The sequence below is a fragment of the Candidatus Gillettellia adelgis genome (assembly GCA_020541285.1).
Classification (GTDB): domain Bacteria; phylum Pseudomonadota; class Gammaproteobacteria; order Enterobacterales; family Enterobacteriaceae; genus Gillettellia; species Gillettellia adelgis.
This window is the reverse complement of sequence record CP047043.1, coordinates 590,888-617,882: the sequence shown is the minus strand read 5'-3', so window position 1 is coordinate 617,882 and position 26,995 is coordinate 590,888. Positions and strand designations below refer to the sequence as shown.

The following is a 26,995-nucleotide window of genomic DNA, read 5'->3' as shown; positions in this document are numbered from 1 at the left end:
CGCTACTTACTCGTCTAGCTTTCTATAGTGATATGAACTTTTGTTTTTTGAGGTATAATCTATCATTTATAGCATAAATCACTTTAGTCTATTCTTGCTCTATTAATCACGCTCTTGGTATTTCGTTAATTAAGTGTAATAGAGATCATAATATATTGTATAAGGCTATTGATTACCATATTGCACTGAAATACTCTTTAATGCTTATTACATACTCTACGCTACGCTATCCGCATTCAAACCAAGAATAATAATACACACTAAGCAAGAAGCTATTCTATAATATTGACTTATCTATGGATAAGAGTGCCTTCATTTTCACCCATAACCACTCGACGTAATATATCAGGCTTATTTATATTGAATACAAGGATAGGCAGATCATGATCACGAGCTAAGGTAAAAGCCGTTGAATCCATCACTTTTAACTCATGCGTAAGCACATCCTGATAAGTTAATTGCTTATATAGTTTCGCATCTGGGTATTTCAATGGATCTGCGGAATATATTCCATCTACTTTAGTAGCTTTTAACACTGCATCTGCTTTGATCTCGATTCCACGCAAACAAGCAGCAGAATCAGTAGTAAAAAACGGGTTGCCTGTACCTGCTGAGAAGATCACTACGCGATTATTATTCAGAAGATTTATTGCCTCTTCCCAGCTATAGTGATCACATATCCCGTTCACTTGAATTGCTGACATCAAGTGAGAATTTATAGCCATACGGTCTAGTGCATCACGCATCGCTAATCCATTCATTATGGTCGCTAGCATGCCTATATGATCGCCCACTACGCGATTCATACCAGATTTTTCCAAACCCGTACCACGAAATAAATTGCCACCACCAATTACTACTCCGACCTGAATTTTCAGTTGGAGCAACTCTTTAACTTCCTGAATTACACGATCTAGCACACTAGCATCAATACCAAAGTTCTCTGTGCCTTGCAAGACTTCACCACTTAGTTTAAGCAAAATACGTCGATATATGGGTTTTTTATTGATAGGCATAGTGTTCTTCCCAAGAACGAAATGGTTAACTAATACGCATACTTTGTCTAACTATTATAGGACAATCATGTCAATTTATTTTAAAATGTAGATTCTTTGCTGCTAGCAAAGTCTACTGATAGTATCATATCCAAAATATAGTACATTAAATTAACTCTATTTTATTAGAGCATATATAGATTATAATTGACACAATTTCTCTAACTAACCGCATAACCTTGCTTATTTAAGCAGAATTTATCGTTAGCTCATTACTATATACTATGGATTATATGATAATACCACAATACTCTTCCGATATTTTAGTTATTAATAGAACCTCGATATTCTCTGTAGCATATCGTTAAATAAAGCTGCCCTCTAAGCTAGAGGATACTGGAGCTACTGTGATAATTCACACATTCTAATATCATTAACAATCACCGAGCATACCGATGTACCAGAGACAATATCCAGCACTACCTGCAGATAAATCACACCCTTATACTCTTAAATATAAGTAATATAACCTTACCTATACCTGATTTAGGCTATAATCAGAACGCACTCAGAATCAAAAAATATTTGACGTTCAAGGTATATATAACTTCTAATTGCATTTGTACTAACTCATACTTCGCAACTAACGTTCGTAAGTTCTTTATGAATTCATTAACTTACTAATGATTTACTGAAATTGATCGACCTTGATTACGATAGACGACACGATGTTTATACCCATGCTGCGATTGCTAATACCTCAGCCTTTTATAAATCTTTACTAAGTGACACATATATACTCTGTTTCATTAGACTAGTGATATTATTAACATTAGCTACTACGATAAATGTTAAAAAATCCAGCATAGTCATGCTATCAAGTATTATATTCTACATTTATCGACTATCGAAAACCGGTCAGTGTATTCGACGTAAAAAAAATAAAGTTACTTTTAGTAATGTATATTTTTTGAAAAACATTATATCTAGTTTTATTCCCATTATTCTAATGTTTTAGCAATTAATAGCAAGCGTATAAATATTATCTTCTATTATTTTTGATAAAACTCTTATATCCAGCAACGGATGACTAAAACTAATGTTTACATTTTAACTATTGCACTAGAACAACATTAGTGAAGTACTCATGTAATGCTTTTTAATTTTCATAAAGTAGCAAGTACTTTTTTAATAGCATTACTCATGAGTACTTCGAGGGAAGTTGACATTTTAACTCAAGCAGTTAGTATCAGCACACTAATATATAAGAAAGAGAGAAACCGATAGAATAGATAGCAAGTTAAGCACTAAGATATCAAGTATTACCTACTACATTCTTTCTAGATAAAATAAAACTAGTAAATATTTCCCTTAAAAAATCAAGGCTACCTGCTGATTTCTGCAACTTCAGCAGCGAAATTAGTGTTAGTGTTTACGACACCTTCACCCACTTCAAAACGGATAAAGGCAGTAATATTCATGCAGCACTCTTTTAATACTTCGCCAACGGTCTTACTTGGATCAATCACAAAAGGTTGACTCGTCAGAGAAAGTGATTTAGTGAATTTTTTTATACGTCCTGCAACTATTTTTTCTACAATATCTTTTGGCTTGCCAGACTGCATAGCAATATCGCACTGGGCATGGTACTCTTTTTCTATCATGTTAGCAGACACATCGTTAGGGTCTATAAAATCAGGTTTGCTAGCCGCAATGTGCATGGCAATCTGTTTAACTAGTTGTTTATCAGCACCTGTAGCGGCTACTAGAACACCAAGACGAACACCATGAAGATAACTCTCTATCACGCTCCCTTCCAGGGAAGCCACACGGCGAATATTAATATTTTCACCACTTTTTGCGACTAGCGCTATACGTTCTTCTTCGAACTGTGTTTTTAACACATTAATATCACTAATCTTACCTATCATTGCAAAATCTAGCACTTTATCAGTGAACGCTTGAAAGTCAAGATCCTTAGCCACGAAGTCTGTTTGACTATTTATCTCTAAAATAACACCATAGTTACCATTAATCTTAGTTTTAATTACACCATCGGTAGTGATATTACCTGACTTTTTCACCGCTTGTGTCGCACCAGATTTACGTAGGTTTTCTATCGACAAATCAATATCACCATTTGCTTTAACTAGCGCTTTCTTACAATCCATTATACCGGCACCGGTACGTTCGCGAAGTGTTTTCACTAAAGCAGCAGTAATATGAGCCATTTCTTTTTCCTCGGTTATCTCGCACAAAAAACAGGTACCATTAAGATAAATTAAAGGGTCAATTCGACCCCTAACTTATATAAATTAATAATTTGATCAGTATAATATACTTACTTAATTGCTCAGTCTCTATACAACCCCTTCCACCTGTACCCCTAAATGTTGTAACCGACCTTCACACACTGCAGCAACAACAGTAGTTAAATATAGGTTAACCGCACGGATTGCATCATCATTGCCGGGTATAACAAAATTAACACCATCTGGATCAGAATTAGTATCAACAATAGAAAAGACCGGAATTCCTAGATTATTTGCTTCTTTAATTGCAATTTGTTCATGATAAGCATCAATGACAAACAAAGCATCAGGCAGCCCTCCCATATCCTTAATACCACCCAATGAATTCTCTAACTTAGCTAATTCACGAGTACGCATCAGTGCTTCTTTCTTCGTTAGCTTATCGAAAGTTCCATCTTGGGACTGGATTTCTAAATCTTTTAAACGTTTAATCGACTGACGCACTGTTTTCCAATTAGTCAACATACCGCCTAACCAACGATGATTCACGAAGTACTGATCGCAGTTTCGTGCAGCTTCCTTTACTGCTTGACTTGCTGCACGCTTAGTACCAACGTATAAAATCTTACCTTTATAGGCAGCAATTTTTGTTAATTCAGCTAGCGCGGCGTTGAACATAAGTACAGTGTGTTCCAGGTTAATAATATGAACCTTGTTACGTACACCAAAGATAAAAGGTTTCATTTTCGGATTCCAATAACGAGTTTGGTGACCAAAATGCACACCAGCTATGAGCATGTCGCGCATGGAAACAGTTACCATAATTCAACCTCAATAGAGTTAATGGGGGTTATTTCCGTTATGTATTCTATAATGTCGACTGTAGAGTACATAATTACAAAAGTACCCACAACGAATGTGTCAATACATGTGTATTATTTATACAATGTTAGTATAAATATAAAATATTCTAAATCATTTTGTCATCATCAAATAAATAAATAAAACGATCTTTTTCCGAGGTAGCTTTATAGCATAAATATATTATATACATCAACTTTTGTTGTATTCATAGTGATAAGAACATGAAATTTGGTAGCCTTCGACTAAGCTGATACTATAAGCTATACTTTTTCTTTATTTCGTAGATAACAACGAGATCTGTGGATAAATTTCATGACAATATTAATTAAAACACCTAATGAGATCCAAAAAATTCGTGTAGCTGGTCATCTGGCTGCCGAAGTTCTAGAGATTATTGAACAGCATATCAAGCCTGGCGTAACAACCAATGAACTAGATCACATCTGTCATGCGCATATTACCCATGAGCAACAGGCTATCTCCGCATGCCTAGGTTATCATGGCTTTCCGAAATCCGTATGTATCTCGGTGAATGAAGTAGTGTGCCATGGTATTCCGAGTGATAAAACAGTGCTAAAAGATGGTGATATTGTAAATATCGATGTAACAGTCATAAAAGATGGTTTTCATGGCGATACTTCAAAAATGTTTATTGTCGGTCAACCAACTATCCTAGGCGAGCGCTTGTGTCGTATCACTCAAGAAAGCTTATATTTAGCAATAAGCATCGTAAAACCAGGTATCTACCTGAATACTATAGGAAAAGAAATTCAAAAATTTATTGAAGATAAAAATTTCTCTGTAGTGCGTGAATACTGTGGCCACGGCATTGGTTCTAGCTTCCATGAAGAGCCCCAAGTGTTACACTATGACGCTAATAATAGCAGCGTAATACTACAAGCAGGAATGGCCTTCACTATCGAACCCATGGTTAATGCTGGCGATCATCATATCCATGTTATGGAGGATGGGTGGACAGTAAAAAGCAAAGATTGTAGCTTATCAGCACAATATGAACATACTATTGTTGTCACAAATAATGGCTGTGAAGTCATGACACTGCGTAAAGATGATACAATCCCAAAGATCATTACGCAAGAAATGTATGCATAACTTACACTGCTTTGCATATACAATACAAGGTTAATTTGACCAGCATTTTAGTTATCATATAGATATGATACATGACATTCATTTACAGAGCATCTGGTTACTCTGCTAGAGTACCCGAAACCACGTCGCTTGTCACGACGGCATTATAAACTACCTTCGTATTGTTGCAGCAATCTCCAAAGGAACCCCGATAATACTTCATGATAAACTTCACAATCATTTTCAAAACAACAGTCTGTTATAATGTAGAGTAATGGTATTCATTCACTACTATGTCATCCACGGATTTTTTATAGCATAAAACCTCCAAAATACAATAGCAGCAATCCGTGAGCATGACCTTTATAACTTATACCTACGACCAGGTATTGATACTCTAATACTCAACCAAAATATATTAACACACAATGACATTTGATTAGTATATTAATACCTTTGATTACACCAGAAGCCAGTAGTAGATTATAGTGTATATATGCTGATAAACATAGTTTTTAGAAGGGCTAACTAATCTCATGACACATACTAACCCAATAAAATATTAGACAATATGTGAAGATATAACATTATTCTTTATAAATACAATATATACTTTTAGTAATAACATCTCACTCTCGCTCAAGTTTTACCAAACCCAATAAACAGCCGGCGTTCTGTTATAGCAATAACTATTCTTCAATTAAATATTACAAATAATCTAGAAAAATTCACGGATATCTATAACGGATTATTCGTAATATGTCATTACTTCGATCTGCTTTAGTTGTTACTTACGCAACGTACAAGAATCTAGACGTATACAACAGTTCTCTATGGCGCATTTAATACCTACTACACCTCTTTCTACTATACTATAGTAACTAGTACAATTTTGATTATCGATTAATATTTTGTGCGTCTCATGCTATGTAGAAATAGGTAAGAAACCATAAATACATGATAAACTTTTATTATACAATAATGCACTGCAGAAAGTTAAGCAATATGTTACTATAGCTTTTTTACAAAGTGGTAGTAAATCTAGATATTGTTAAAACATTATTGTTAACTCAATCTCATTGTTCAACTTCTAGGGCATGTGATAGACCTATATAACATAATATGATTCGCTCACTAAGTAACCGCTCAGTACATTAACTCTATTAGACAATATAAAATTAAGAAAGCATAATTATTTATTCTAATCACTGTATACAAATTGCACAATTCGTATTTTTATTTAAAATAGTTATACTTACCATATCTTGACAGTACAACATTGATTAAGAGTTTTATATTCGATCACTCTATAGTTACATGTGCTAACATTAAACGCTATTATAGTGTTCTGCCAAGGTTATATTCTATAATTGAATATAACCTCGGATATATAACACTCGATTTGTGCTATCCTTTAAGAGTTAAAACTATAATATTCGTCTACTACAAACGCTAGATTACTTAAATCAGCTCGATTACATCAAATTCAGCTTCACCGCTTAGGTCAGCATTATAATCAACACCCGCTAAACTAAAGCCAAACAAACGTAAAAATTCTGTCTTATACCCCTGATAGTCTATCAGTTGATTAATGTTATTATTAGTAATCTTTGCCCAGATTTTACGACAAGTTTTTTGTACATCATTACACAGTTCCCAATCATCTAAGCGAAGGCGGTTCTCCTCATCAGTTTCTGGCACAATATCGGCGTATAATTTAGTAGCAAATAAACGCTGTATTTGCTCAACACAACCTTCATGTACGCCTTGCTCTTTCATGATCTTGAAAATAATGGAAATATATAAAGACATAACTGGAATCGCAGAAGAAGCCTGAGTGACCACTGACTTGAGCACTACAACATAAGCCACACGAACTGTAGCTTGACATCTTTTGTTAATGTCTTTAGCGGCACGATCTAAGTCTTCTTTGGCCTTACCCAATGTTCCATGCCAGTAGATTGGCCACGTTAGATCAGTTCCTATATAAGAGTAAGCAACTGTCTTAAAATGATCCGATAGAACACCTGCGGCATCTAATGCCTCTATCCAGAGCTGCCAATCCTGACCACCCATTACCTTAACTGTATCGGCGATTTCCTTCTCGCTAGCTGGCTCTATCACGGTCTCCATCAATACATCTTTGTTAGTATTGAGCGCCAAGGATTTATAGGATGTACTAATCGGTTTCAGTGCAGAACGCACTACTTCACCAGTGTCTGGCATTTTGCGTACAGGGGCAGCCAACGAGTAAACAACTAAATCAATTTGACCAAGATCTTGCTTAATTAAATTAATAACACTCTGACGGCACGCATTAGAAAATGCATCACCATTAATACTTTTTGCATATAAACCTGCTTCTTTAGCGAGCTTATCAAAACTAGCAGCATTGTACCAACCAGCAGATCCGGTTTTATTCCTATAGCCGCGCTTTTCAAAAAATACACCAATAGTAGCTGCGCCGCTACCGAATGCAGCATTAATACGGGAGGCTAATCCATAACCACTAGATGCACCAATAACTAATACTTTTTTAGGTCCATTTTTCAGTTTATCGTGCGATCTTACATAGGAAATTTGTTCTTGTACATTAGCTGTACAGCCTGCCGGATGAGCTGTTGTACAAATAAAACCACGAATTTTAGGTTTAATAATCATATTATTTTCTTGATAGTTAACACTGAAAATCAATATACTTGACATTCTGAAAATATTTAAAATGCATGCCTAATAAACTAGAAGTAAACATTATAAAAGAACTAGTTTACATGTGATTAATTTATAGAATTGTACAGTTATATTTTAAGACTTCTATTACATAATGTATACTTATCTTTTATAAGCTATCAAAAACTAAAAACAATAGAATATATTAGGAGGCCCTTTAAAAATCAAGTCATCACACCTATTGAATTGATTGAATAAAAATAAAAGCGCATTTTTGATCGGACAGCCTAAAGATCATAAAATTTTAATTTTAACTTTTTAATATTCTATCTAATAATTTCGTGTAAGAATTATTAGATCGTGTGTTAATTAATAAAAAAAATCACGAACAAAATCAAAACTATCGTTTTGCTTTAAAAGCATTGGTATCCTTGAACAATCCCACTTTCAAATCACTAGCAGTATAAATTATTTGACCGTCAACTAATACTTCACCATCAGCCACACCCATAATTAATTTTCGAGTAATAATACGTTTAAAATTAATACGATAGATAACTTTTTTCGCCGTTGGTAGAACCTGACCTGCGAATTTCACTTGACCGACACCAAGCGCACGTCCTTTCCCTTCACCACCTAACCATCCGAGATAAAATCCCACCAACTGCCACATCGCATCAAGACCGAGGCAACCTGGCATAACAGGATCACCGATGAAATGCCAATCAAAAAACCATAATTCTGGATGAATATCCAATTCCGCTTCCACATAACCTTTTTTATAACTTCCACCGTCTTCGGTCATTTTCACCACACGATCAAGCATTAACATATTACCTGCTGGTAATGGTGGACCACCAGCACCAAATAGTTCGCCACGTCCAGATGCTTCAAGATCTTTTTTTGTATAGGAGTTACGTTTATCTACCATATTCTACATAAACCTTATTTTAATGAAGGGCCTAGTTTAATTAATAGATATCTGTTGAACAAGTCCAATTAATCATGGTTCAACCAACTACACCAACGCAGCAACCACGGCCAAAAAAAGCGCTCTTTCGTATGCACTTGTGTAATTCGTTCCTGAATAGCTGCTAATAAATTTCGTTGTTGCTTATCAGCATAAGCGTAACCAGTCAGTAATGGCAAGGCCTCTGCAACACTATGCACAGCCCATATGTGAAAACTTCCCTCACGCACCGCATTGACTACGGTTTCTTTTAAACATAAATGACGTACATTAGTAGCTGGTAAAATAACGCCTTGATTGCCAGTTAAGCCACTACGTAGACAAACTTCAAAAAATCCTTCAACTTTTTCATTAACACCTCCAATTGGTTGGACATTCCCGAATTGATCAACAGATCCTGTAACAGCTATCTGTTGGTAGATCGGTTTTTGTGATAAAGCACTAATCAAGGCACATAGCTCGGCAAGTGAAGCACTATCACCATCCACTTCACCATAAGATTGTTCAAATACGATCGAAGCAGAGAAAGGTAATTGCTGGTTTAATTTGAGTTCAGAAACTAAGAAAGCCTGCATAATCATCATACCTTTAGCATGTAGGTTACCGCCTAGTTCAGCTTTACGTTCCACGTCTGTAAATTCACCATCACCAAAATGCACCACGCAGCTTATACGTGATGGTTCACCTAAACTGCGTGGGTGACCTGGATAATCCAATATAGAAAGCCCATTAATTTGACCGACTTTCTTGCCTTCTTTTGCAATGAGGATTTGGCCTAACTCAATCTCATGCTGAATACGTTCAGACAGGTAACTTTCATGCCAGTTACGCGCACTCATCGCCGCTTTAAAAGCGTGAGCTGTAATAATATGTTCCTCAGTATATAGTGAAGCTTCTGCTAGCTGCTGCGTTATCCATGCTGAGGATAACGGCAAAATACTTTGATCACCGCTATATCGCATAGCATGCATTATTAACAGTGGCCAAACGTCAGAAGAGAGTGGTGGCAAATGTTGTTCCATAATGACGTGATTAACATACCCACACCATTGTGACATGTCATCTATCTTGTTAAGAGATAGATACTCTTCATATTCTCCATAGATTGCCTGTTCGCTAAGCTCAGGTTCAATATCATTAAGACCAGCTATCCCCTGATGATTACCAACTATAATCAAACGGAGTTCTAGGGGCATCGGTGGAATAGTGATTGGTAACGAGCGTGTTGAATCTAGAGACACCCAATGAAACTGACATTGGGTAATCATTTGTTTCAACCTCAACCATAACAAAGGCTGTAATAACAGAGTATGGGCAGTTAAGATTAGCACCCCACCATTTGCCTGATGTAAAAGACCGGGATGCAAGTTAATCTCGTCCTTATAAAACCGAACACAACCAAAGAGTTGCTCCGGCTCTACCCATTCTTGGAATAGACAGTTGTTAGTAGAAGGCAAGGTTGTATCACTACGATTAGTTGATGTAAGACTAATTTTACTCCCTTTTATGACATAATGACTATCTTTAAAGATATTGTGCTTTGGAGAAAACTCTCGCACTATACGAGAAAATATTGCCAGATATTCTCGTGTTTCTTGTGCTTTCAATAACATAAAATGCAATGATGATCGTGGATGGCAAAACAACTTTAATGCACTTACTAATCGGGCTTGCATAACTGCGAAAGGCACGGGAGCCAGATGAGCGGCAGAATTAAATATCGCTTGATAAGGCGTGACGTCCGGCAATAAAGATTGCCATTCAAGTTGGTTATTAGTCAAAATGTTTTATGTAATCGTCAAAATAAAAATAATAATTATATAAGAACAACAGTCATGTGATATACACTATCATTGATAGTAAACAAGGATTTGTTCCCTTGCAGTAACTTTATAAATAATATTAAAGATAGTTTTCTAGAAAAATAACAAACACTATATACACCCAGAAAGCTTTAAATTATTGATTTACGAGTGATCTTTTCTGATCCATATCACTTATTAGTTAGTAAACCCTCCTGGTGACTAGAAAACTTACTACATTAGATTAAAAGCAATCATCGAGAAGAAGCATTGTGTCGTCGGTCTTTTCTCGATGTGTCTTTCTATTTTATCTTTTACCACTAGCCAAATACTTGTTATAAATATGGTGAACTTAGGCTGATATTCTACAGAGTCTGGAAGTTATCTATCACTTTACGCAATACTTTTCTAAAAAATCTAGCAATATACCACAGAAGAAGTCGTATATTTTATCAAAAATACCAGCAATACCACCAGTTATGGGTGCTTACGATCTTATTAAATACCATTCGTTCACTGCGCTGTGAAATACCGCGTTAGGTTGCAAACAGGAATATACCCTGTGTGTTATTAGATAATTTATTTTAAATTATGAGCTAAGTTAAGATATCTTATTTTTAAATATATTATATCTAGATGACTGTAATAACTATCGTGTTAAATTCGAAATAGCTATGTTGTTTAGTCAAATATAAGTGCTGTTAGTTTTTAATATACGAATTTTTTTGCGAATAATATTTAGTGAAATGCTACCGCACTTCTTATATAAGGTAAGCATGTGAATACATAAGATGTGCTTCTTATCTCGGCCTCTATACTTGAGCTTGTCGCAGCTTTCACTAACATTTCTTGTAATTATGCACTATATTTATACAGTAAATTCGGCCTTATTAATACGGTAAGGTGCAATATTTTATATATTGCCACCAGTGCTTACTGTATTGGTATATATTAATATGCTATATAGTGCTCTGGATACTTGTAATGTTATCAAAAAATTCATTAATTTTCTGTATGAACAGACACTATTTATAAAATAAATAATACATATCGGGAACGGCGATCTATCTGATCCTTGGATAACTATCGCACCTCCATTCTAGAAATGTAACTTTTATTGTTTAGGCACCTAGTAATATATTTATATTATATCAGAGACTTATTCAGATAAATGAGTTCAAGGAAAGCCAATGTTAGCACGACTTCTGAATAAATACATAGCTTTGTGTGATTACATACTCTTATATCGCTATATGTAATACAGAAGTTTAAACTCTCTTTTTACTCTTAGAAGCGTTCAATGCTCATGCTTATAGAATAACTTTGTTTATCAAATCTCATCTTCAATCACTAAGATTGCATTTTAAAAAGAACTTACATACGAAACAGATGATACATTATTGACACAGCATCTAAGATAAGAAAATAAAAGCTTTAAAAATCACTTAGTTTTTAATATGAAGAACTTAGCGATTTTGATAAGTAACATATTAAATACACAGTACCTATTTGTATTGCAATGCCAGATTTTGAATGTATATTAAGAAGCCATTATTTATAACGTAGCAGGGTTGATAACTAAGCTGTTGAATGTTTTATAGAGGACACTTTAATAAAGTAAACCTTTTAGTCCAAGAAGGTATTTTCACTATAATTGACATACCAAAACTTAAAATTTTTGTATTATCAATACAAGCTTATAGAAGCTCTAATCACTAGTAATTGTCTGGTATTGGCTTATATACATCAGTGCATAAGCAATGTATCTATATGATATCTAACATCTTCTAAACTGTTGATTCCGGCTGACCTCGTTACACGAAATCTGACGCCATAATATCAAAGTGCGTGCTATAATAATTAAACTCCGAATAAATTAGCCTTCATGACAAATCATAGTCAAACCAAGAATTACCAATAATTCTCACTAGTGATATGCCCTGGTTTGCGGCGGAAGTGTTTACGCATTTTACGTTGCTCTTGTAGAAGCTTTTGAGTACAACTAACCATTTGTGGGTTACCACACAGCATTATATGACTCGTATCAGGATGAATAGTTAATCCTATCGCAGCTTCTAGATGATTATTCTGAAGCAAAGTTGGTATCCGCCCACTTAAAGCATTTGAGGTTATTTCACGACTAACAATGGTCTGAATACGTAGTTTTCCATTATATTGTTCTTGCAACCTTGTCATCAGTGGTAAATAACTGAGATCACATGTAAAACGAGTCGCATGCACTAGCACAAGATTCTTAAATCGCTCTAGGCCAATTCCTGTCTGTAAAATTGAGAGATAAGGGCCGATAGCTGTTCCAGTTGCTAACATCCATAACGTTTCACACTCAGGCACTTCATCTAACACGAAAAAACCAGCAGATTTTTTGGTGAGCATGATCTCTGCTCCAAGACTTACACGCGTAAGTGTTGAGCTTAATTTTCCTATCGGTACTGTAACTATATAGAACTCTAAATTTTGGCTACTAGGTGCGTTTACGTAAGAGTAAGCACGTTGTATGCGTTGGCCATCAACATCTAATGCTAGTTTAGTAAATTGCCCCGCAATAAAGGGGTCTATTGGTGCGTTTATAATAATGCTGAACAGCTTGTCTGTCCATTTTTCTATCCTTATAATCTCCCCTTTCACCCATTCAGTCATGATTAATGACTACCTTGATTAAATAACATGCGTGCTATTGTTTTCATACACTTTTCTCCTAAGTTAATGTCATGATAATTCGCTACAATGCGTCTTCTCATACTCAATAAAAAAAGTTTATGTAGTGATGTAGAAAATCTTGCTCCTTTAGCTTTGTGATGAACATTTAACTAAATTGCGAAGTGTGTCAACGATATATTTATTTATATTGCAAATATTATGCTGCTTAGCCTGGCCGGTTATGATTCCTTACGCGTGATAATTTTATTAATCTATTGGAATACAATAAGAGAAATATAGTGTATTTTCTATAAATACTCTCAGTTAATCTGATACCAGGTATTTATATATTACGTTTGTTGCTTGTATACTCTTATCTATAAAAATTTAACTTTAGATTCAAAGAAAAACAGATGGTAAGGTGCAATATTTATTACTATTACTAAATTTTTCGTTAGTTCTTTTGTGATCACCTGAACTGATCAGGGTAAATACAATACATGTCTGTTAATTATAGAGTAAATCGTTCCTATTTATGACACAAGGATATGCTCACTACTGAGCACGTTATAATTACTGATTGCGTGACTCGTTGTATGGTTTAGATTCAAAAGAATCATTATATTACATCAGACATACGTGCTAATTTTATTGTCTAAGATTTTATCCGACTAAAATTTATCCGTATTCCAAACATATACTTTTCATCAAATCAATACTCGAAAGATATAGGTATACTCTTTCACTTGGATTCCTCTTTAACATTTCACAGGATTCCATGCATCTCGTTCGCTCTTAAATATGCTATTTTAACACGATATATAAAAAGGTTTATATAACAAAAATTATTTCGGCGCAACCATATATTTATAATTAAATAAAACAATTGACACCTTATAATACATCACCCAACATTCGTGGTGGTTAATCCACTTACGAGAAGATTGCTAATAAACAATAAATAATTTTTTCGTTATTTACTGTACTAATACGGCCAGTAAAGCTCCTTATAAAATTTTAGATGACTATTATTGACATATTGATATATTGATTTTTTAGACGTCTTGCGAAGGTAAAGAAGTAAAAATATAGATATATCTTCGTCCTAATTGGTTAGTTAAATTGCATATATTAGAGTTATATTTTGTATTACAAAATTTATATAAATACAAGAATTAATGATTTAATGACATCAAAACCCTTGAATACTACCCCTCTACAACAGACTATTTTACTTGAAATCCTTATAAATATATCATTATAAATATATCGTTATTTGATTGTCCTAGTCAGCATTGAATACATGTATAAGCAAAAAATTAGGTGTGCTTAACGCAACATTCCACCTACTATTATAATCGAAAAAAATGCTCACGATAATATACGAGCTCAGCGACTGATTCGCGAATATCCTCCATTGCTTGATGAACACTTTTCTTCTTATAGCCATTCAGAATACCTGGCTTCCAACGGCGCGCTAACTCCTTCAAGGTGCTGACGTCTAGATAACGGTAGTGGAAATAAGCCTCTAGTGTAGGCATATATCGGAATAAAAACCGTCGATCCTGACCTACGCTATTTCCGCAAATAGGAGATCGGCCGGGGGCGACCCACTCTCGTAAGAAAGAGAGGGTTTCGGTTTCTGCAGCACCATCATCAAAGTGGCTCGCCTGTACGCGATTTATTAGTCCACTATTTATATGAATATGCATATTCCATTCATTCATCATATTAAGTTGTGCGTTAGATTGATGCACAGCAATCAATGGTCCTTCAGCTAGAATGTTAAGATTCGCATCCGTTACCAATGTAGCAATCTCAATAATACGATCACGCTTTGGGTCTAACCCCGTCATTTCCAAATCAATCCACAGCAAATTACTTTCATTGCCTATCATAAATTTTCTGCCTAAAAACTGAAAAATAAATCATGCTCATATAACGCCTACTGTGGATAACTATCGTTGCTAATATAGCTCATGTAACATACATATATGCTCAAGTCACTAAAAGATATACAAGAGAAAAACAGAATTACCTTGATCTTTTCGCTGTTTTCTAAACACTCAAATACGTCTGAAAGTGTTATACGTATAAGCTAAATAAGCGTGCTTTTACATTTTTGCAAACATATTGCAAGGCTTGATGAATAATTGCTAGAACAAATTCATGCTAGTTCCTATATGTTACAGAATATAACTATGGGCCAATGAAATATATCAAATATATAAATTACAAAATGCAGTTAATCAGTGAATACGCACATTTCTAAGTTATTTAGTCGGCCAACTAACTGAATAAGCACGCAAGAAAAGTATACAACTACAGACTAACATGTGAAGTGTATAAAATAAGATTTAATTGGCACTGTCAATAAGCATCTATGATATATAAAGTTAAAAGCATTGCGTACAAGCTAATCATCGACATTAGATAAAGCTTACTGATAATCAGTCATTTTTAGATAATGCGCAATCTAAGTAAACTGCATGAAGTGTAGTAATCAGCTATTTAAGATGCACAGTAACCTTACAAGATAAATAGTACTGAAAATTAATGTAACATCAACCGTATACAGTAATCTCTGATTATTAATGCAAAGTTAAAAGTATGGATAGAGATCATACATAAGCGTACTATCACTTTAATAAAATCGAACCTTCTACAATATAAGTGCACATCATCCTTAAAACTATGAATTAAAGTGTTATCATTTCGACAATTCCATCAAACTTTCGCTAAATATCAGTGATACTTATCTAGTAATCTATAAAATAGTAAAATCAAAATTTTAGTCAGATAAAACATAATTAATTGACAAAATTTTGATACTCACTAACAGGTTAAGACATAATAGAGACTAATTATAGGATAGACTTTAGATACAGAAGGTATCTCAAACTCAAACACAACTGCCCAAAAATAGTCACTAACTACGAACGTTAGTATATTCGGAAATAAAATAAAAGTCACAAAATAATATGTTAAGACTACTGAATGCCATAAAACCATCATTTAAGCTAGCAATTTAAGTAAATTAAGTTTTCTGGATGCCTAGCTCTGAATAATAGACTACGGCTTTTATCCAGCTATACTATTTCTAATAAAACGAGGATACAATCAATGTCTATGGGAAATTTAATTTATAACATCAAAAATTAACATACATCACTCAAGGTTTTTGAATCACATCATTACTTTAGATAGTTGCAAAATTTTATTACTATCTCTACGGTAGTCATTTAATCTAGGGTATCTGCCTAGCGACAGTACAATAAGGAGCATGTAAAAAAGTTGTCATAACTATCTACGCATTCTGGAATACAATTAGAGACAGTAAGGTATATGAAATATCAGTGTCTATATAGACTAATAATCATAAGCAATATTGCAAGTAGTATCACTTCCATTTACAATACATGTACTTACCATGATTTTTATTAACGAGGTCCACTTGCTTGATAGTATTAAAATTAAATTGCAATCTTGGTGTCCCAAGCGATTACTCACCCGACTAATTGGTTGGGGAGCTGATAAACAAGCTGGCTGGTTAACTCAACTAGCCGTAAAAACCTTTGCCCACTATTACCATGTGGAGATGCAGTCAGCAAAAAATCCAAATCTAGCCTCTTACATAACATTTAACGATTTCTTTGATCGTCCATTTCGCACAGGTATACGACCAATTATCAAGGATACTAACTGGCTTGCGTTACCTGCCGATGGCATCATAAGCCAACTTGGACGAATCTGCGATAATCAGATTGTTCAGGCAAAAGGTCACAACTACAGCTTGGAAGGACTACTAGCCGGTAATTCTATATTAGTGGAGCTTTTCCGAAATGGCTTATTCGCTGTGACTTATCTAGCACCGTATAACTATCACCGCGTACATATGCCTTGTGATGGCGTGCTAACCAACATGATCTACGTGCCAGGTGATCTATTCTCTGTGAATCCATATACTGTCGCGATCATGCCAAACCTATTTGCGCGCAACGAACGCGTAATATGCGTATTCAATACAGCTATAGGGCCTATGATTCAAATTCTAGTTGGCGCTACCATAGTTGGCAGCCTCGAAGTTGTCTGGGCTGGTACTATCACACCACCGCACAAAGGTATTATTCAACACTGGACTTACCCTGACGCAGGTGAAGAAAGAGCGATTATATTAAAAAAAGGTGTCGAAATGGGCCGTTTCAAGCTCGGTTCAACAGTGATTAATCTTTTTATTGCTGGCAGCGTGAAATTTTCGCCCCTCTTAAATGAGCGCAGCCCTACTCGTATAGGTGAGGCTTTTGCTGTAATCCAGACTGCATCTGATATTTTCTGAATCACCGTAGACATCAAAGGAATCAATGCTGTGCGCCTGATTATCACTCTATTGCTTGTTCATGTATTTTTTCAACCGGTTCTGTCGGCCACGGTACCCACTACGGCTCAGATACAAAAAGAACTACAGCAGACTGAGAGCAATAAAAACGCACCTAATCAGGTAAAAACTATTGAAGCGCTACAAAGCGCTGTTAATTGGTTATCCGAGCGCAAGGAATCTATAGCTCGTTCCAAGCAGTATCAACGGGTAATTGATGATTTTCCGCAGATAATGCTAGAATTACGCCATCAGTTAACATTAGAAAACAGCAGCATGCCACCGAATAGCGACCATAATCTACCAAGTGATGTTTTAGAGCAGCAAATCTTACAGATTAGCAGTCTGCTACTAGAGCAAACACGTCTTCTGCAACAGGAAGAAGAACGCACACGAGAAATTAGTGATTCACTTGGTCAACAGCTGCAACAACAAACTGATGCACGTCGTGCACTCACGGAAGTTCAGCGGCGTTTACAAATACAATCAACTACATCTCATACTCAAGCTGCACTACTGCTGTTGCAAGCAGAAGCCGCAGCACGAAAAGCTAAAGTAGATGAGTTAGAACTAGCGCAACTCTCAGCTAATAACCGGCAAGAACTAGCTAGAATGCAAGCTGAGGTTTATAAAAAACGCCAAGAAAAATTTAATGTGCAATTAATGTCACTACGTAATAATTTAAACGCTCAACGCCAACGCGAAGCTGAGCGAGCACTGGAAAAAACTGAACAACTAGCAGGAAAAAACGGAGATCTTCCAGAAAGCATTCGTGAGGAATTACAAACTAATCGTCTCTTGTCTACTACACTAAATAACCAAGCTCAGCGTATAGATCTGATCTCTTCTCAACAACGGCAAGCTGCAGCACAAATTTTGCAGGTACGGCAGGCTCTAAGAACCATTATTGAACAGGCACAATGGCTGGGTTCTTCCTCAGTATTGGGAGAAACTCTACGTGCCCAAGTCGCTGCGCTACCAGAGATGCCCAAACCCCAACAGTTAGATAGCAATATGGTTCAATTGCGCGTGCAGCGTCTTCGCTTTGAAAATCAGCTAGAGAAAATATTTCAACGCCAATTCAAGCGAGATGATGGAAGAGCACTGACTAATGCAGAACAACATATTGCTGATGCGCAACTACGCACTCAACGTGAATTACTTAATGCTCTGCTATCCAATTGTGATACCCAAATCATTGAATTAACTAAATTAAAAGTCGCAAATACTCAGTTAATTGAGGCATTAAACGAAATCCGTGACGCTGCACATCGGTATTTATTTTGGGTGCCAAACGTTCATGCAATCACTCTATCTTACCCCATTGATGTGGCGCATGATTTAACCCGCTTATTGTCGATGGATACACTAGCACAGCTTGGTAGCGCCCTTATTATGATGGTGAGTAACCGCGAAACACTACTTCCGATCTTCGGTGCTCTCCTTTTAGTAATGTTCAGTATCGGTTCACGCAAGCACTATCACTCCTTCTTATTACGCGCAAGTAGTCGCGTAGGAAAAGTCACGCAGGACGAGTTTTCTTTAACACTATGTACTGTATTATGGTCAATTCTAGTAGCGCTATCGCTGCCTGCACTATGGGCGGCGCTTGGCTTCGGATTACAGAGCGCCTGGAACTACCCAGTGGCAGAAGCGATCGGTAAAGGAGTGACCGCCACATTACCTATTTTATGGATATGCATGATTTATGCTGCTTTCGCTCATCCGCAGGGATTGTTTATTGTACACTTCCGATGGCCAGTAAAACAGGTTTCACTAGCCATGCGCTACTATAAAATGTCAATCTGTTTAATTATACCTTTACTTATGGCCTTAATTACCTTTGATAGCTTAAAAGAACGTGAACTAACTAATACACTAGGCCGGTTGTGCTTTATCTTGTTGTGCTTAGCACTAGCGATCGTCACTAATAGTTTAAAACGAGCTGGAATTCCGCTATATCTCGATAAAAATGGCTCTGGTGATAACAGGATCAATAGCGCGTTATGGGGCCTTCTATTATCAGCACCCTTATTGGCGGCATTAGCTGCATGCGTCGGCTACTTAGCTACTTCACAGGCTTTACTAGCACGGTTGGAAACGTCAGTAGCAATCTGGTTTTTTTTGCTAGTAGTCTACTATATTGTTCGCCGATGGATGTTAATACAGCGGCGGCGCATTGCTTTTGACCGCGCTAAGCAACGACGTGCAGATATGTTAGCACAACGCACTCGAGGTGAAGAAGAAGCCACACATATACCAAGCAGTATTGAAGGATCCATGGATTTAGACGATTCAGAGATAGATCTTGACGCCATCAGCGCTCAGTCATTACAACTGGTACGTTCGATCCTAACAATGATCGCGCTAGTATCGGTGATTTTATTATGGTCAGAAATCCACTCCGCCTTTGCGTTTTTGGGGAATATCTCATTATGGGATGTTACTTCCATGATTAATGGTACAGAAACCACACACCCGATCACCTTAGGTGCTGTGTTGATTGCGATTTTAGTATCAACAATTACCATGCAATTAGTGCGTAATCTACCTGCTCTATTAGAGTTAGCGGTTCTGCAGCACCTGGATTTAACACCAGGCACAGGATATGCTATTACCACGATCACCAAGTATCTTTTGCTGCTATTCGGAGCAGTCCTTAGCTTTTCTTGGATAGGAATCGAATGGTCAAAACTACAGTGGGTGGTTACTGCACTGAGCCTAGGGTTAGGTTTTGGTATGCAGGAAATTTTTTCTAATTTTATCTCCGGATTAATTATCTTGTTCGAAAAACCAATCCGAATTGGAGATACAGTAACAATCCGTAATTTAACTGGTAGCGTTACTAAAATCAACACTCGTGCCACTACTATTTCAGATTGGGATCGTAAAGAAATTATCGTACCAAACAAAGCGTTTATCACTGAACAATTTATTAACTGGTCACTGTCAGACACCTTAACCCGTATAGTGCTGACTATACCAACTCCAGCAGATGTCGATAGTATTAAAGTAACGACGCTCTTGGCTAACGCAGCATCACGCTGTTCATTAGTACTAGAAAACCCAGCCCCGGAGGTTTATCTAGTAGATCTTCAGAAAGGTATGCAAATATTTGAGCTGCGCATGTACGCTGCTGAAATGGGTCATCGTATGCCGCTTCGCCATGAAATACATCAATTAATCCTTTCTAGCTACCGTGAACATGGGATTGTTTTACCGTACCCATCCTTCCAAATACGAAGCGAAACACTCTCTCAGATTATCAATAATACCTATATGTCTAATTCCTAAACAACACCTAAACATAGATTTGGCAGCCTATAAATTAATATTCCTCAACCAACGTATTCTCAAACCACAAGGATAATAAAGAATTTTATTAATCTATTTTATAGGAAATAAAGTGATATTTGTATATTTTATATTATATGTACATTGACTGTCTTTTGCATATTGGAATTTTTCTCGAACAAAACTATTCGTAATTAATGTACTTTATTCCACTGTTTATCATAGAGCATAACAGCAGCACGATTTAAATAACTTAAAACTCACATCTTGCTATATATCATGTACTTATATTTAACATTTATAGATATATAAACACTTAAAGCAAGCATAACGCTCAATTTAGATAATTAGTTACCATATGTCATCAAAGATTAAAATCATAAAATATATTAAACCTAATTTTTCAGAAATCGTATCATAAATAGACTGGTCTTTTTAAGCACACTACGCAAAATGGTGAGATGAAATCTACATATTTTAATATCTATATATTCAACAACGCAAAACCAGAAAACTAAGTTCGTCAGATGATTAGTGAAATAAAAAAATTAGCTCTTAAACTTGCACGTATGTTTAATTTTTATTAGATATAGTGAAATATATAGAACGCAAGAAGAACAATCGCATCGTTCTCTTGCTTTTTTTTAAAGTACTCAATCACATAATAGATTCTGTTAGAATATAAATTCTATACTACATACAGTGCCATTGCCTATAAATAATACTTATACCTTATAGGTAATACATCAAGGTATAAAGAGGTAGATAATAATGCGCGTTCTGCTCTTTTTACTCTGCATACAGTGGATGTTTATGCGCGATCTATTGGGAAAGCCAGAACTTCACTCAAACTTTCCGCACCTACAGCTAGCATTACTAACCGATCAACACCCAATGCTACTCCGGAACAAGATGGCATGCCATATTGCAGGGCATCTAGCAAATTTGTATCTATAGGGTTTTTTTGTAAGCCATGCTCTATGCGTTTATTATTATCTTGTTCAAAACGTTGACGCTGTTCGCAACTATCTGTTAATTCATTAAAACCATTAGCTAGCTCAACACCTTTAAAGTATACTTCAAAACGTTCCGCTACTCGGCAATCTTTAGTATTCAATTTTGCTAACGCTGCCTGACTAGCCGGGAAATGATATATAAAAGCCGGCTTGTTTTGACCGATATACGGTACTACCCCAACGGTAAATAACAATTGTAATAAAGTGTCACGATCTTCTTCGTTATCAGAAATATTACTTAGATCGAGCATATTTGCCACTTTTTTTAACTGTTTTTTCTTTGCTAAGAATGGATCTATATCCAAATAGTGTAAATACGCCTGTTGATAAGATAACAACTCTGCGCTAGCGTAGTCTAACACCTGTTTTAGCAAATCATCTACTTCATTTATCAAACTGTGCATATCGTAATGAATACGATACCATTCCAATATAGTGAACTCTGGATTGTGAAGTCGCCCGGCTTCTTGATTGCGAAAACTACGTCCTAACTGATAAATTGAACCACTACCTGCTGCCACCAAACGTTTCATATGATATTCTGGGCTAGTTATCATATATAAAGTCAAGCACTCCGAAGCACTTGGGCCAATAAAACGCGTTTGGAACGGAAAGAGATGGATATCGGTAATCGTCGCCCGGCTTAGCATAGGCGTCTCCACCTCCAATACATTACGATCAGAAAAGAACCTTCGAATCTTAGCTAAAATTTTTGCGCGTTTTAACAAATGGGCGATAGATGCACTGGGCCGCCAGCTTGTTACTTTGCTCATCTTCATGACTCCAGAGTTAACTTACAACATGTACTCAGACTGTTCGTTTAATCGAAAGAATCATTCTAAAATAGAAGAACAATGAAAACCTACATATACTAAATTGATAATGAATTAATAAAGTATTTAATCATATTAAGTGATTTTTATTTAGCTTTTAAATATACTGAATATCTCAAAATTCAGACAAATACGAAATAAAGTAAAATATCAATTGAGCATGTACCCTAATAGCACTGATGCTGTACTGCAAGCTATTACCGCAGTTACAGGGTTTGTTAACTTCATCACCTGTCCATAAGGTTAGTGATGGATCAACAAGTAAACTAACACGCATGTTACTTGCAGTAAAATGAACATACACTTTTATAGAAAAGTATTAGATTACTATAGATAAGTAATTTTAAAAATATGATAGAATTGTTCTGCCTATCCCGTAGTCTTACACCTAAATAAACACTAGCATTAATGCTATATCTCCTTTAGCATAACAATAGCTAGATTGATATCATACAGGTTATCAAAACAGAAAGATAATTCAGATTGTGTCATTGAAAGAATGCTTGATAAATCAAGTGATCACGCGTACTATCTGTACGCTTTCCTACTAACTGAACTGTGTATATGACTACAAAACTAATTGATAGTGCTCCGTGGAATTGCCTTTATTGCGAGTGATAAATATCACAGAGTCAAACTATCTGTATAATGATTTTATACTACAACTCGCTGTGTAATAACATATACAAGCGGAACAGATAAATTAATAGCAAAGCAGAAATCAAGTTACTTAATACGGTTAACACTAAGTGCGCAGCATTAGGTGTTAACAGTGATTGTTGACTCAATACAAACAGCAACAGTAGCTTAGCTGCTAACCAGAGTGCCATCGCCGGTACGATTACCCGCACATTAACAAAGGCTATCTGGCAGCTTAGTTTCATCGAATCAAATACGCCTTTTTTATCCGTAGTAATAATAATTGATGCCAATGAGAAGGCGATTGCCATAATCACACCAGGGACTATACATAACCTCAAACCTAGTTGGATTAATACACTACAAATAAATAATAATAGAAATAAGCGTGGTAACGCTGGAGCAGAACCGACAATAGCACATAACGCGCTTGTGCGTTGTCCTTGCGACACTAAGCGTAGTAGTGTTAGTATTCCTCCAATCAAAAGTGCATAACCTATTAAAGCAGAAAATGTAGCTACTGCTAATGCTTTTAGCATCATTAATTGTTCTTCTGGCGTCATCTTTTGAATAAATTCCTGAACACTAACACCAGATGATGTAGCAAAGTCACCTTGTGTGATATTCATGATCTTTAACATCTCAACGTCAGTGCTAAACGCTTGGTTAAGGAGCATAGAGATAAGCGCGGTCAATAAAGCTAGCATTACAATGCTGGTTAGTTGGTTACGAAAAAAATTAAAACTGTCACAGTACAAAATATTGGCGGTGATAGGCATGCGAACTCCTTGGCATTGAGAAAACAAAAGAAATTAGCAGATGATTATACCCTATTCCAAGCTATTGTTGGACCCAGAGAACAACGCTATAACTGAGTATTGTCTCTATGAATTACTGTACACTTACGCATTGTTGATGGAGTGTTTAAAACAAATTAAACTAGAAAGTTTCCCTTGATTTATTGTTAAAGAGTATCGTATTTCTAAAATAATTCCTTGATTTATTATATTGAATCGGTACATCTTTCTAAAAATTTAAATTTTATATAAAATCGAATGTATGAAAAACGTAATACTTAATCTATTTACTATTAATATAAAGCATTTACATGAATAACAAGCGTCGTATCTAATAATATAATGGTGATACCTGCATTCCGCAGAATGCATGAATATTTTCTTATAGTCTCTATCTTTAGTAAGAGATACTTGATTTTATTATAACTTTCACTTACGATGGCGCTCAGCGACCTAATTACTCAAGAATTATAATCTAATCTCGGCATATAAGATAGTTTGGTTCCGAATAGCAATATCAGGATATCCAATCAAGGCTAACAAATTCATCTGTTAATATGTCCACTGATAGAAAGTGATATCATCACACTCTAAGCTAAGTGTACACTATGATCTCAATGCACTATACTGAACCTTCTGATACAATAAGAAAAATCTTAAGATAGAATCAAACCTTTAAGGTTATTTATTAAAAATGACGTAACAATCAAGGTCTAATTTATGCAAGAAATTATGAGGGTACACGAGCAAGAGTAATGTCTTTTAAACTACAAAATTAAATAATTAATAATCTATGCAAACTTTACTTGCAGGAGCTTTCCACTCACAATATTTGCTGTTAGTTGATCAAGTCTATCGTGCGCTAGTTAACATTAATCTAAACATCATACTTAATGTAAAATGCCTATCCTGGCTGTTAATGCGGTTACCGAATTGTTAAAGTTACTTCGCATTTATTGTACTAAAATATAAATTTGCCTTCAATTAATTATATAACTAATCTACTGCTTTTATACAAAAATTGCAATATAAAAGTAATGAAAAATTAACTAATCAATGTGTTATACGATTATGTAATAAAAATATAATTATTTAATATTTTTATCTATTACTCTAACTTCGAGGTCACTACGTATTACTCCAAAATTAGTGAGCAACAGATCTGCACTATAAAACGAGTTCTATCAGAGTCATTGGCTGATCACCCTATGTTTATTACACCAGTATTTTAGTACTCTTTGCTAACCAAGGTTCTTGATCAATACAAATATACATCAAGGATAGTAATTCATTTTATCTAAATTTCTGCTCGTCAGCTCGGCAATAAACCAGAAAATATTCAATGCTCAACAGTATCACACTGTTTTGCTTAGTGAATGTTATCACTTCTAAAGTCTGAAACCTGTTGTTATTATCGTTGGTCGGTTCACATAAAACACTAGCAGGTTCTTGGCTAGCCATGTTACAAAAATGCTACTTAGCATGATCACATCGACCAATACATCCCTGTTGTTCTGCAATAGCAAGACACATGTTCTTGACGGTTTACATCGTCATGCTTAGCTTTATATCAGAAATAGCTGTGTGCATAATTCGGAGGCGTTAATTCTCAGAAACTCTAGTGGTAACACTATGTACCCCGCTTCAATACTTATAGTAAAGACGGCAGGGAACTGGTTAAAGTAATTGCTAACCGTCACCGAAAGATCGAGATACTGACCACGATCTGCAGTGATATACAGGAATAAAATACCGCTTCTTTATCGAATTAGTCCGTGCCATCTGCTCAACAATTGTAGCTTGAGTTACGAAAATTATATGCCGCTTATTGTCGTGGTGTGTGTCATCAAGTACTATCACAATTTTTGCGTAACGCAATGCATCAATCGCACTTTCAACAAGCTCTATCGGTGTACCTTAATCTAAAAATCGTTTATTATCCCATGGCAAGTACCTCAATGAAAAGTATAGATTATTACAATCAAAAAATAGTCCGGTCTAGTTAGTAGCGTCAATAAAAATAACTGCAGTGTCATAAACTCAATAGATATTGCTACTTTTCTATTGAAAACTATAAGGGTACACTATGCGATTAACTCGTAGTAACATGCTTCAGTAGCTGAAGATCATTATTAGTTTTTTCGTAATAGTGTGTAGTAGCGTACCCATAATATGCCATTAAGATCAGTATATTACTCGACTATAGTATCTTTGGTATAGCAAAATCGCTATTATTTCTAACCTAATAATATTTTTCTTCCTAACACCTTTTATAATAAAACAATTCCAAGACATCGTGCATGAAAAGGTAACATTAGTACCTCGTAGTGATCATGTGATCTCAATAAATACCACGTCTTTTTCTTGAAAGCATCCAGGTTTATTAACGGAAACTCTTTTATATTATCATTATTAACTTGTTGTTTGTTTCAAAAACACTACTTCAAATACATTCAGTATATGCTATTATATTTTTATTTGCATTAGCATGAGATTTGGTATTGCTTATCTAGAAAAATTCAACGCAGATCTTGTTAGTTTTATATGAGCGCTATTTAAATTGGTTTGTCATTATTTTTTTTGCTATCTTCCTGAAATATGAAGTACTTATACGAAGTACTAATGATCTCTTTAGAGATCATGCTATAATACTTTAAATATTCATGATAACTATCAGTATCTTACAAGGATCGTGCTATCACGCATGAAAAGGTAAATTTTATTCGACAACCCTTACA

The 26,995-nt window shown here is 35.4% G+C and carries 13 protein-coding genes; 3 read left to right on the top strand and 10 right to left on the bottom strand.

What is annotated here, in order from left to right:
• Positions 1–290: 290 nt before the first annotated feature.
• The 3 genes from pyrH to rpsB form a co-directional block, all read right to left on the bottom strand.
• Positions 291–1,016 (bottom strand): UMP kinase, encoded by a 726-nt coding sequence (gene pyrH / locus GIY03_RS01300; protein ID WP_457913911.1) that lies wholly within the window; start codon positions 1,014–1,016, stop codon positions 291–293.
• A gap of 1,364 nt (positions 1,017–2,380) precedes the next feature.
• Complete coding sequence (gene tsf / locus GIY03_RS01295; protein ID WP_457913910.1) at positions 2,381–3,226, bottom strand: translation elongation factor Ts; 846 nt, start codon at positions 3,224–3,226, stop codon at positions 2,381–2,383.
• 129 nt (positions 3,227–3,355) lie between these two features.
• Complete coding sequence (rpsB, locus tag GIY03_RS01290; RefSeq protein ID WP_457913909.1) at positions 3,356–4,069, bottom strand: 30S ribosomal protein S2; 714 nt, start codon at positions 4,067–4,069, stop codon at positions 3,356–3,358.
• 354 nt (positions 4,070–4,423) lie between these two features.
• Here rpsB and map point away from each other — a divergent pair, with 354 nt between their 5' ends.
• The gene (gene map, locus GIY03_RS01285; protein WP_457913908.1) at positions 4,424–5,224 is read left to right on the top strand and encodes a type I methionyl aminopeptidase; all 801 of its coding nucleotides are present in this window, start codon (positions 4,424–4,426) and stop codon (positions 5,222–5,224) included.
• 1,440 nt (positions 5,225–6,664) lie between these two features.
• On the opposite strand, the gene fabV is transcribed toward map, so the two are convergent.
• The 5 genes from fabV to orn form a co-directional block, all read right to left on the bottom strand.
• The gene (gene fabV / locus GIY03_RS01280) at positions 6,665–7,864 is read right to left on the bottom strand and encodes an enoyl-ACP reductase FabV (RefSeq protein WP_457913907.1); all 1,200 of its coding nucleotides are present in this window, start codon (positions 7,862–7,864) and stop codon (positions 6,665–6,667) included.
• Positions 7,865–8,273: 409 nt separating this feature from the next.
• Positions 8,274–8,804 carry a bifunctional 3-hydroxydecanoyl-ACP dehydratase/trans-2-decenoyl-ACP isomerase gene (gene fabA / locus GIY03_RS01275; RefSeq protein WP_457913905.1) on the bottom strand — a complete coding sequence of 177 codons (531 nt, stop codon included), beginning with the start codon at positions 8,802–8,804 and terminating at the stop codon, positions 8,274–8,276.
• 68 nt (positions 8,805–8,872) lie between these two features.
• The gene (locus GIY03_RS01270; RefSeq protein WP_457913904.1) at positions 8,873–10,624 is read right to left on the bottom strand and encodes an AAA family ATPase; all 1,752 of its coding nucleotides are present in this window, start codon (positions 10,622–10,624) and stop codon (positions 8,873–8,875) included.
• A 1,932-nt stretch (positions 10,625–12,556) separates the two neighbouring features.
• Complete coding sequence (gene fpr / locus GIY03_RS01265; RefSeq protein ID WP_457913903.1) at positions 12,557–13,303, bottom strand: ferredoxin--NADP(+) reductase; 747 nt, start codon at positions 13,301–13,303, stop codon at positions 12,557–12,559.
• Between the two features lie 1,352 nt (positions 13,304–14,655).
• On the bottom strand, positions 14,656–15,201 hold the full coding sequence (gene orn / locus GIY03_RS01260) for an oligoribonuclease (RefSeq protein ID WP_457913902.1): 546 nt from the start codon (positions 15,199–15,201) through the stop codon (positions 14,656–14,658).
• Positions 15,202–16,757: 1,556 nt separating this feature from the next.
• Here orn and asd point away from each other — a divergent pair.
• Positions 16,758–17,639, top strand: coding sequence for an archaetidylserine decarboxylase (gene asd / locus GIY03_RS01255; protein WP_457913901.1), 882 nt, complete (start codon positions 16,758–16,760; stop codon positions 17,637–17,639).
• A 30-nt stretch (positions 17,640–17,669) separates the two neighbouring features.
• Positions 17,670–20,972 carry a miniconductance mechanosensitive channel MscM gene (gene mscM, locus GIY03_RS01250; protein WP_457913900.1) on the top strand — a complete coding sequence of 1,101 codons (3,303 nt, stop codon included), beginning with the start codon at positions 17,670–17,672 and terminating at the stop codon, positions 20,970–20,972.
• An 811-nt stretch (positions 20,973–21,783) separates the two neighbouring features.
• On the opposite strand, the gene epmA is transcribed toward mscM, so the two are convergent.
• Both epmA and GIY03_RS01240 read right to left on the bottom strand, forming a co-directional pair.
• Entirely contained in the window at positions 21,784–22,761 is a 978-nt protein-coding gene (epmA, locus tag GIY03_RS01245) for an elongation factor P--(R)-beta-lysine ligase (protein ID WP_457913899.1), read from the bottom strand.
• A 719-nt stretch (positions 22,762–23,480) separates the two neighbouring features.
• A complete protein-coding gene (locus tag GIY03_RS01240; RefSeq protein ID WP_457913898.1) occupies positions 23,481–24,239 on the bottom strand; it encodes a YciC family protein in 759 nt (252 codons plus the stop codon).
• Between the last annotated feature and the right edge of the window lie 2,756 nt (positions 24,240–26,995).

Coding starts and splice junctions, on each gene's coding strand:
- pyrH (WP_457913911.1), bottom strand. CDS start 1,016: ATGCCTATCAATAAAAAACCCATATATCGACGTATTTTGCTTAAACTA.
- orn (WP_457913902.1), bottom strand. CDS start 15,201: ATGATAGGCAATGAAAGTAATTTGCTGTGGATTGATTTGGAAATGACG.
- GIY03_RS01240 (WP_457913898.1), bottom strand. CDS start 24,239: ATGCCTATCACCGCCAATATTTTGTACTGTGACAGTTTTAATTTTTTT.
- epmA (WP_457913899.1), bottom strand. CDS start 22,761: ATGAGCAAAGTAACAAGCTGGCGGCCCAGTGCATCTATCGCCCATTTG.
- fabV (WP_457913907.1), bottom strand. CDS start 7,864: ATGATTATTAAACCTAAAATTCGTGGTTTTATTTGTACAACAGCTCAT.
- fpr (WP_457913903.1), bottom strand. CDS start 13,303: ATGACTGAATGGGTGAAAGGGGAGATTATAAGGATAGAAAAATGGACA.
- rpsB (WP_457913909.1), bottom strand. CDS start 4,069: ATGGTAACTGTTTCCATGCGCGACATGCTCATAGCTGGTGTGCATTTT.
- map (WP_457913908.1), top strand. CDS start 4,424: ATGACAATATTAATTAAAACACCTAATGAGATCCAAAAAATTCGTGTA.
- tsf (WP_457913910.1), bottom strand. CDS start 3,226: ATGGCTCATATTACTGCTGCTTTAGTGAAAACACTTCGCGAACGTACC.
- fabA (WP_457913905.1), bottom strand. CDS start 8,804: ATGGTAGATAAACGTAACTCCTATACAAAAAAAGATCTTGAAGCATCT.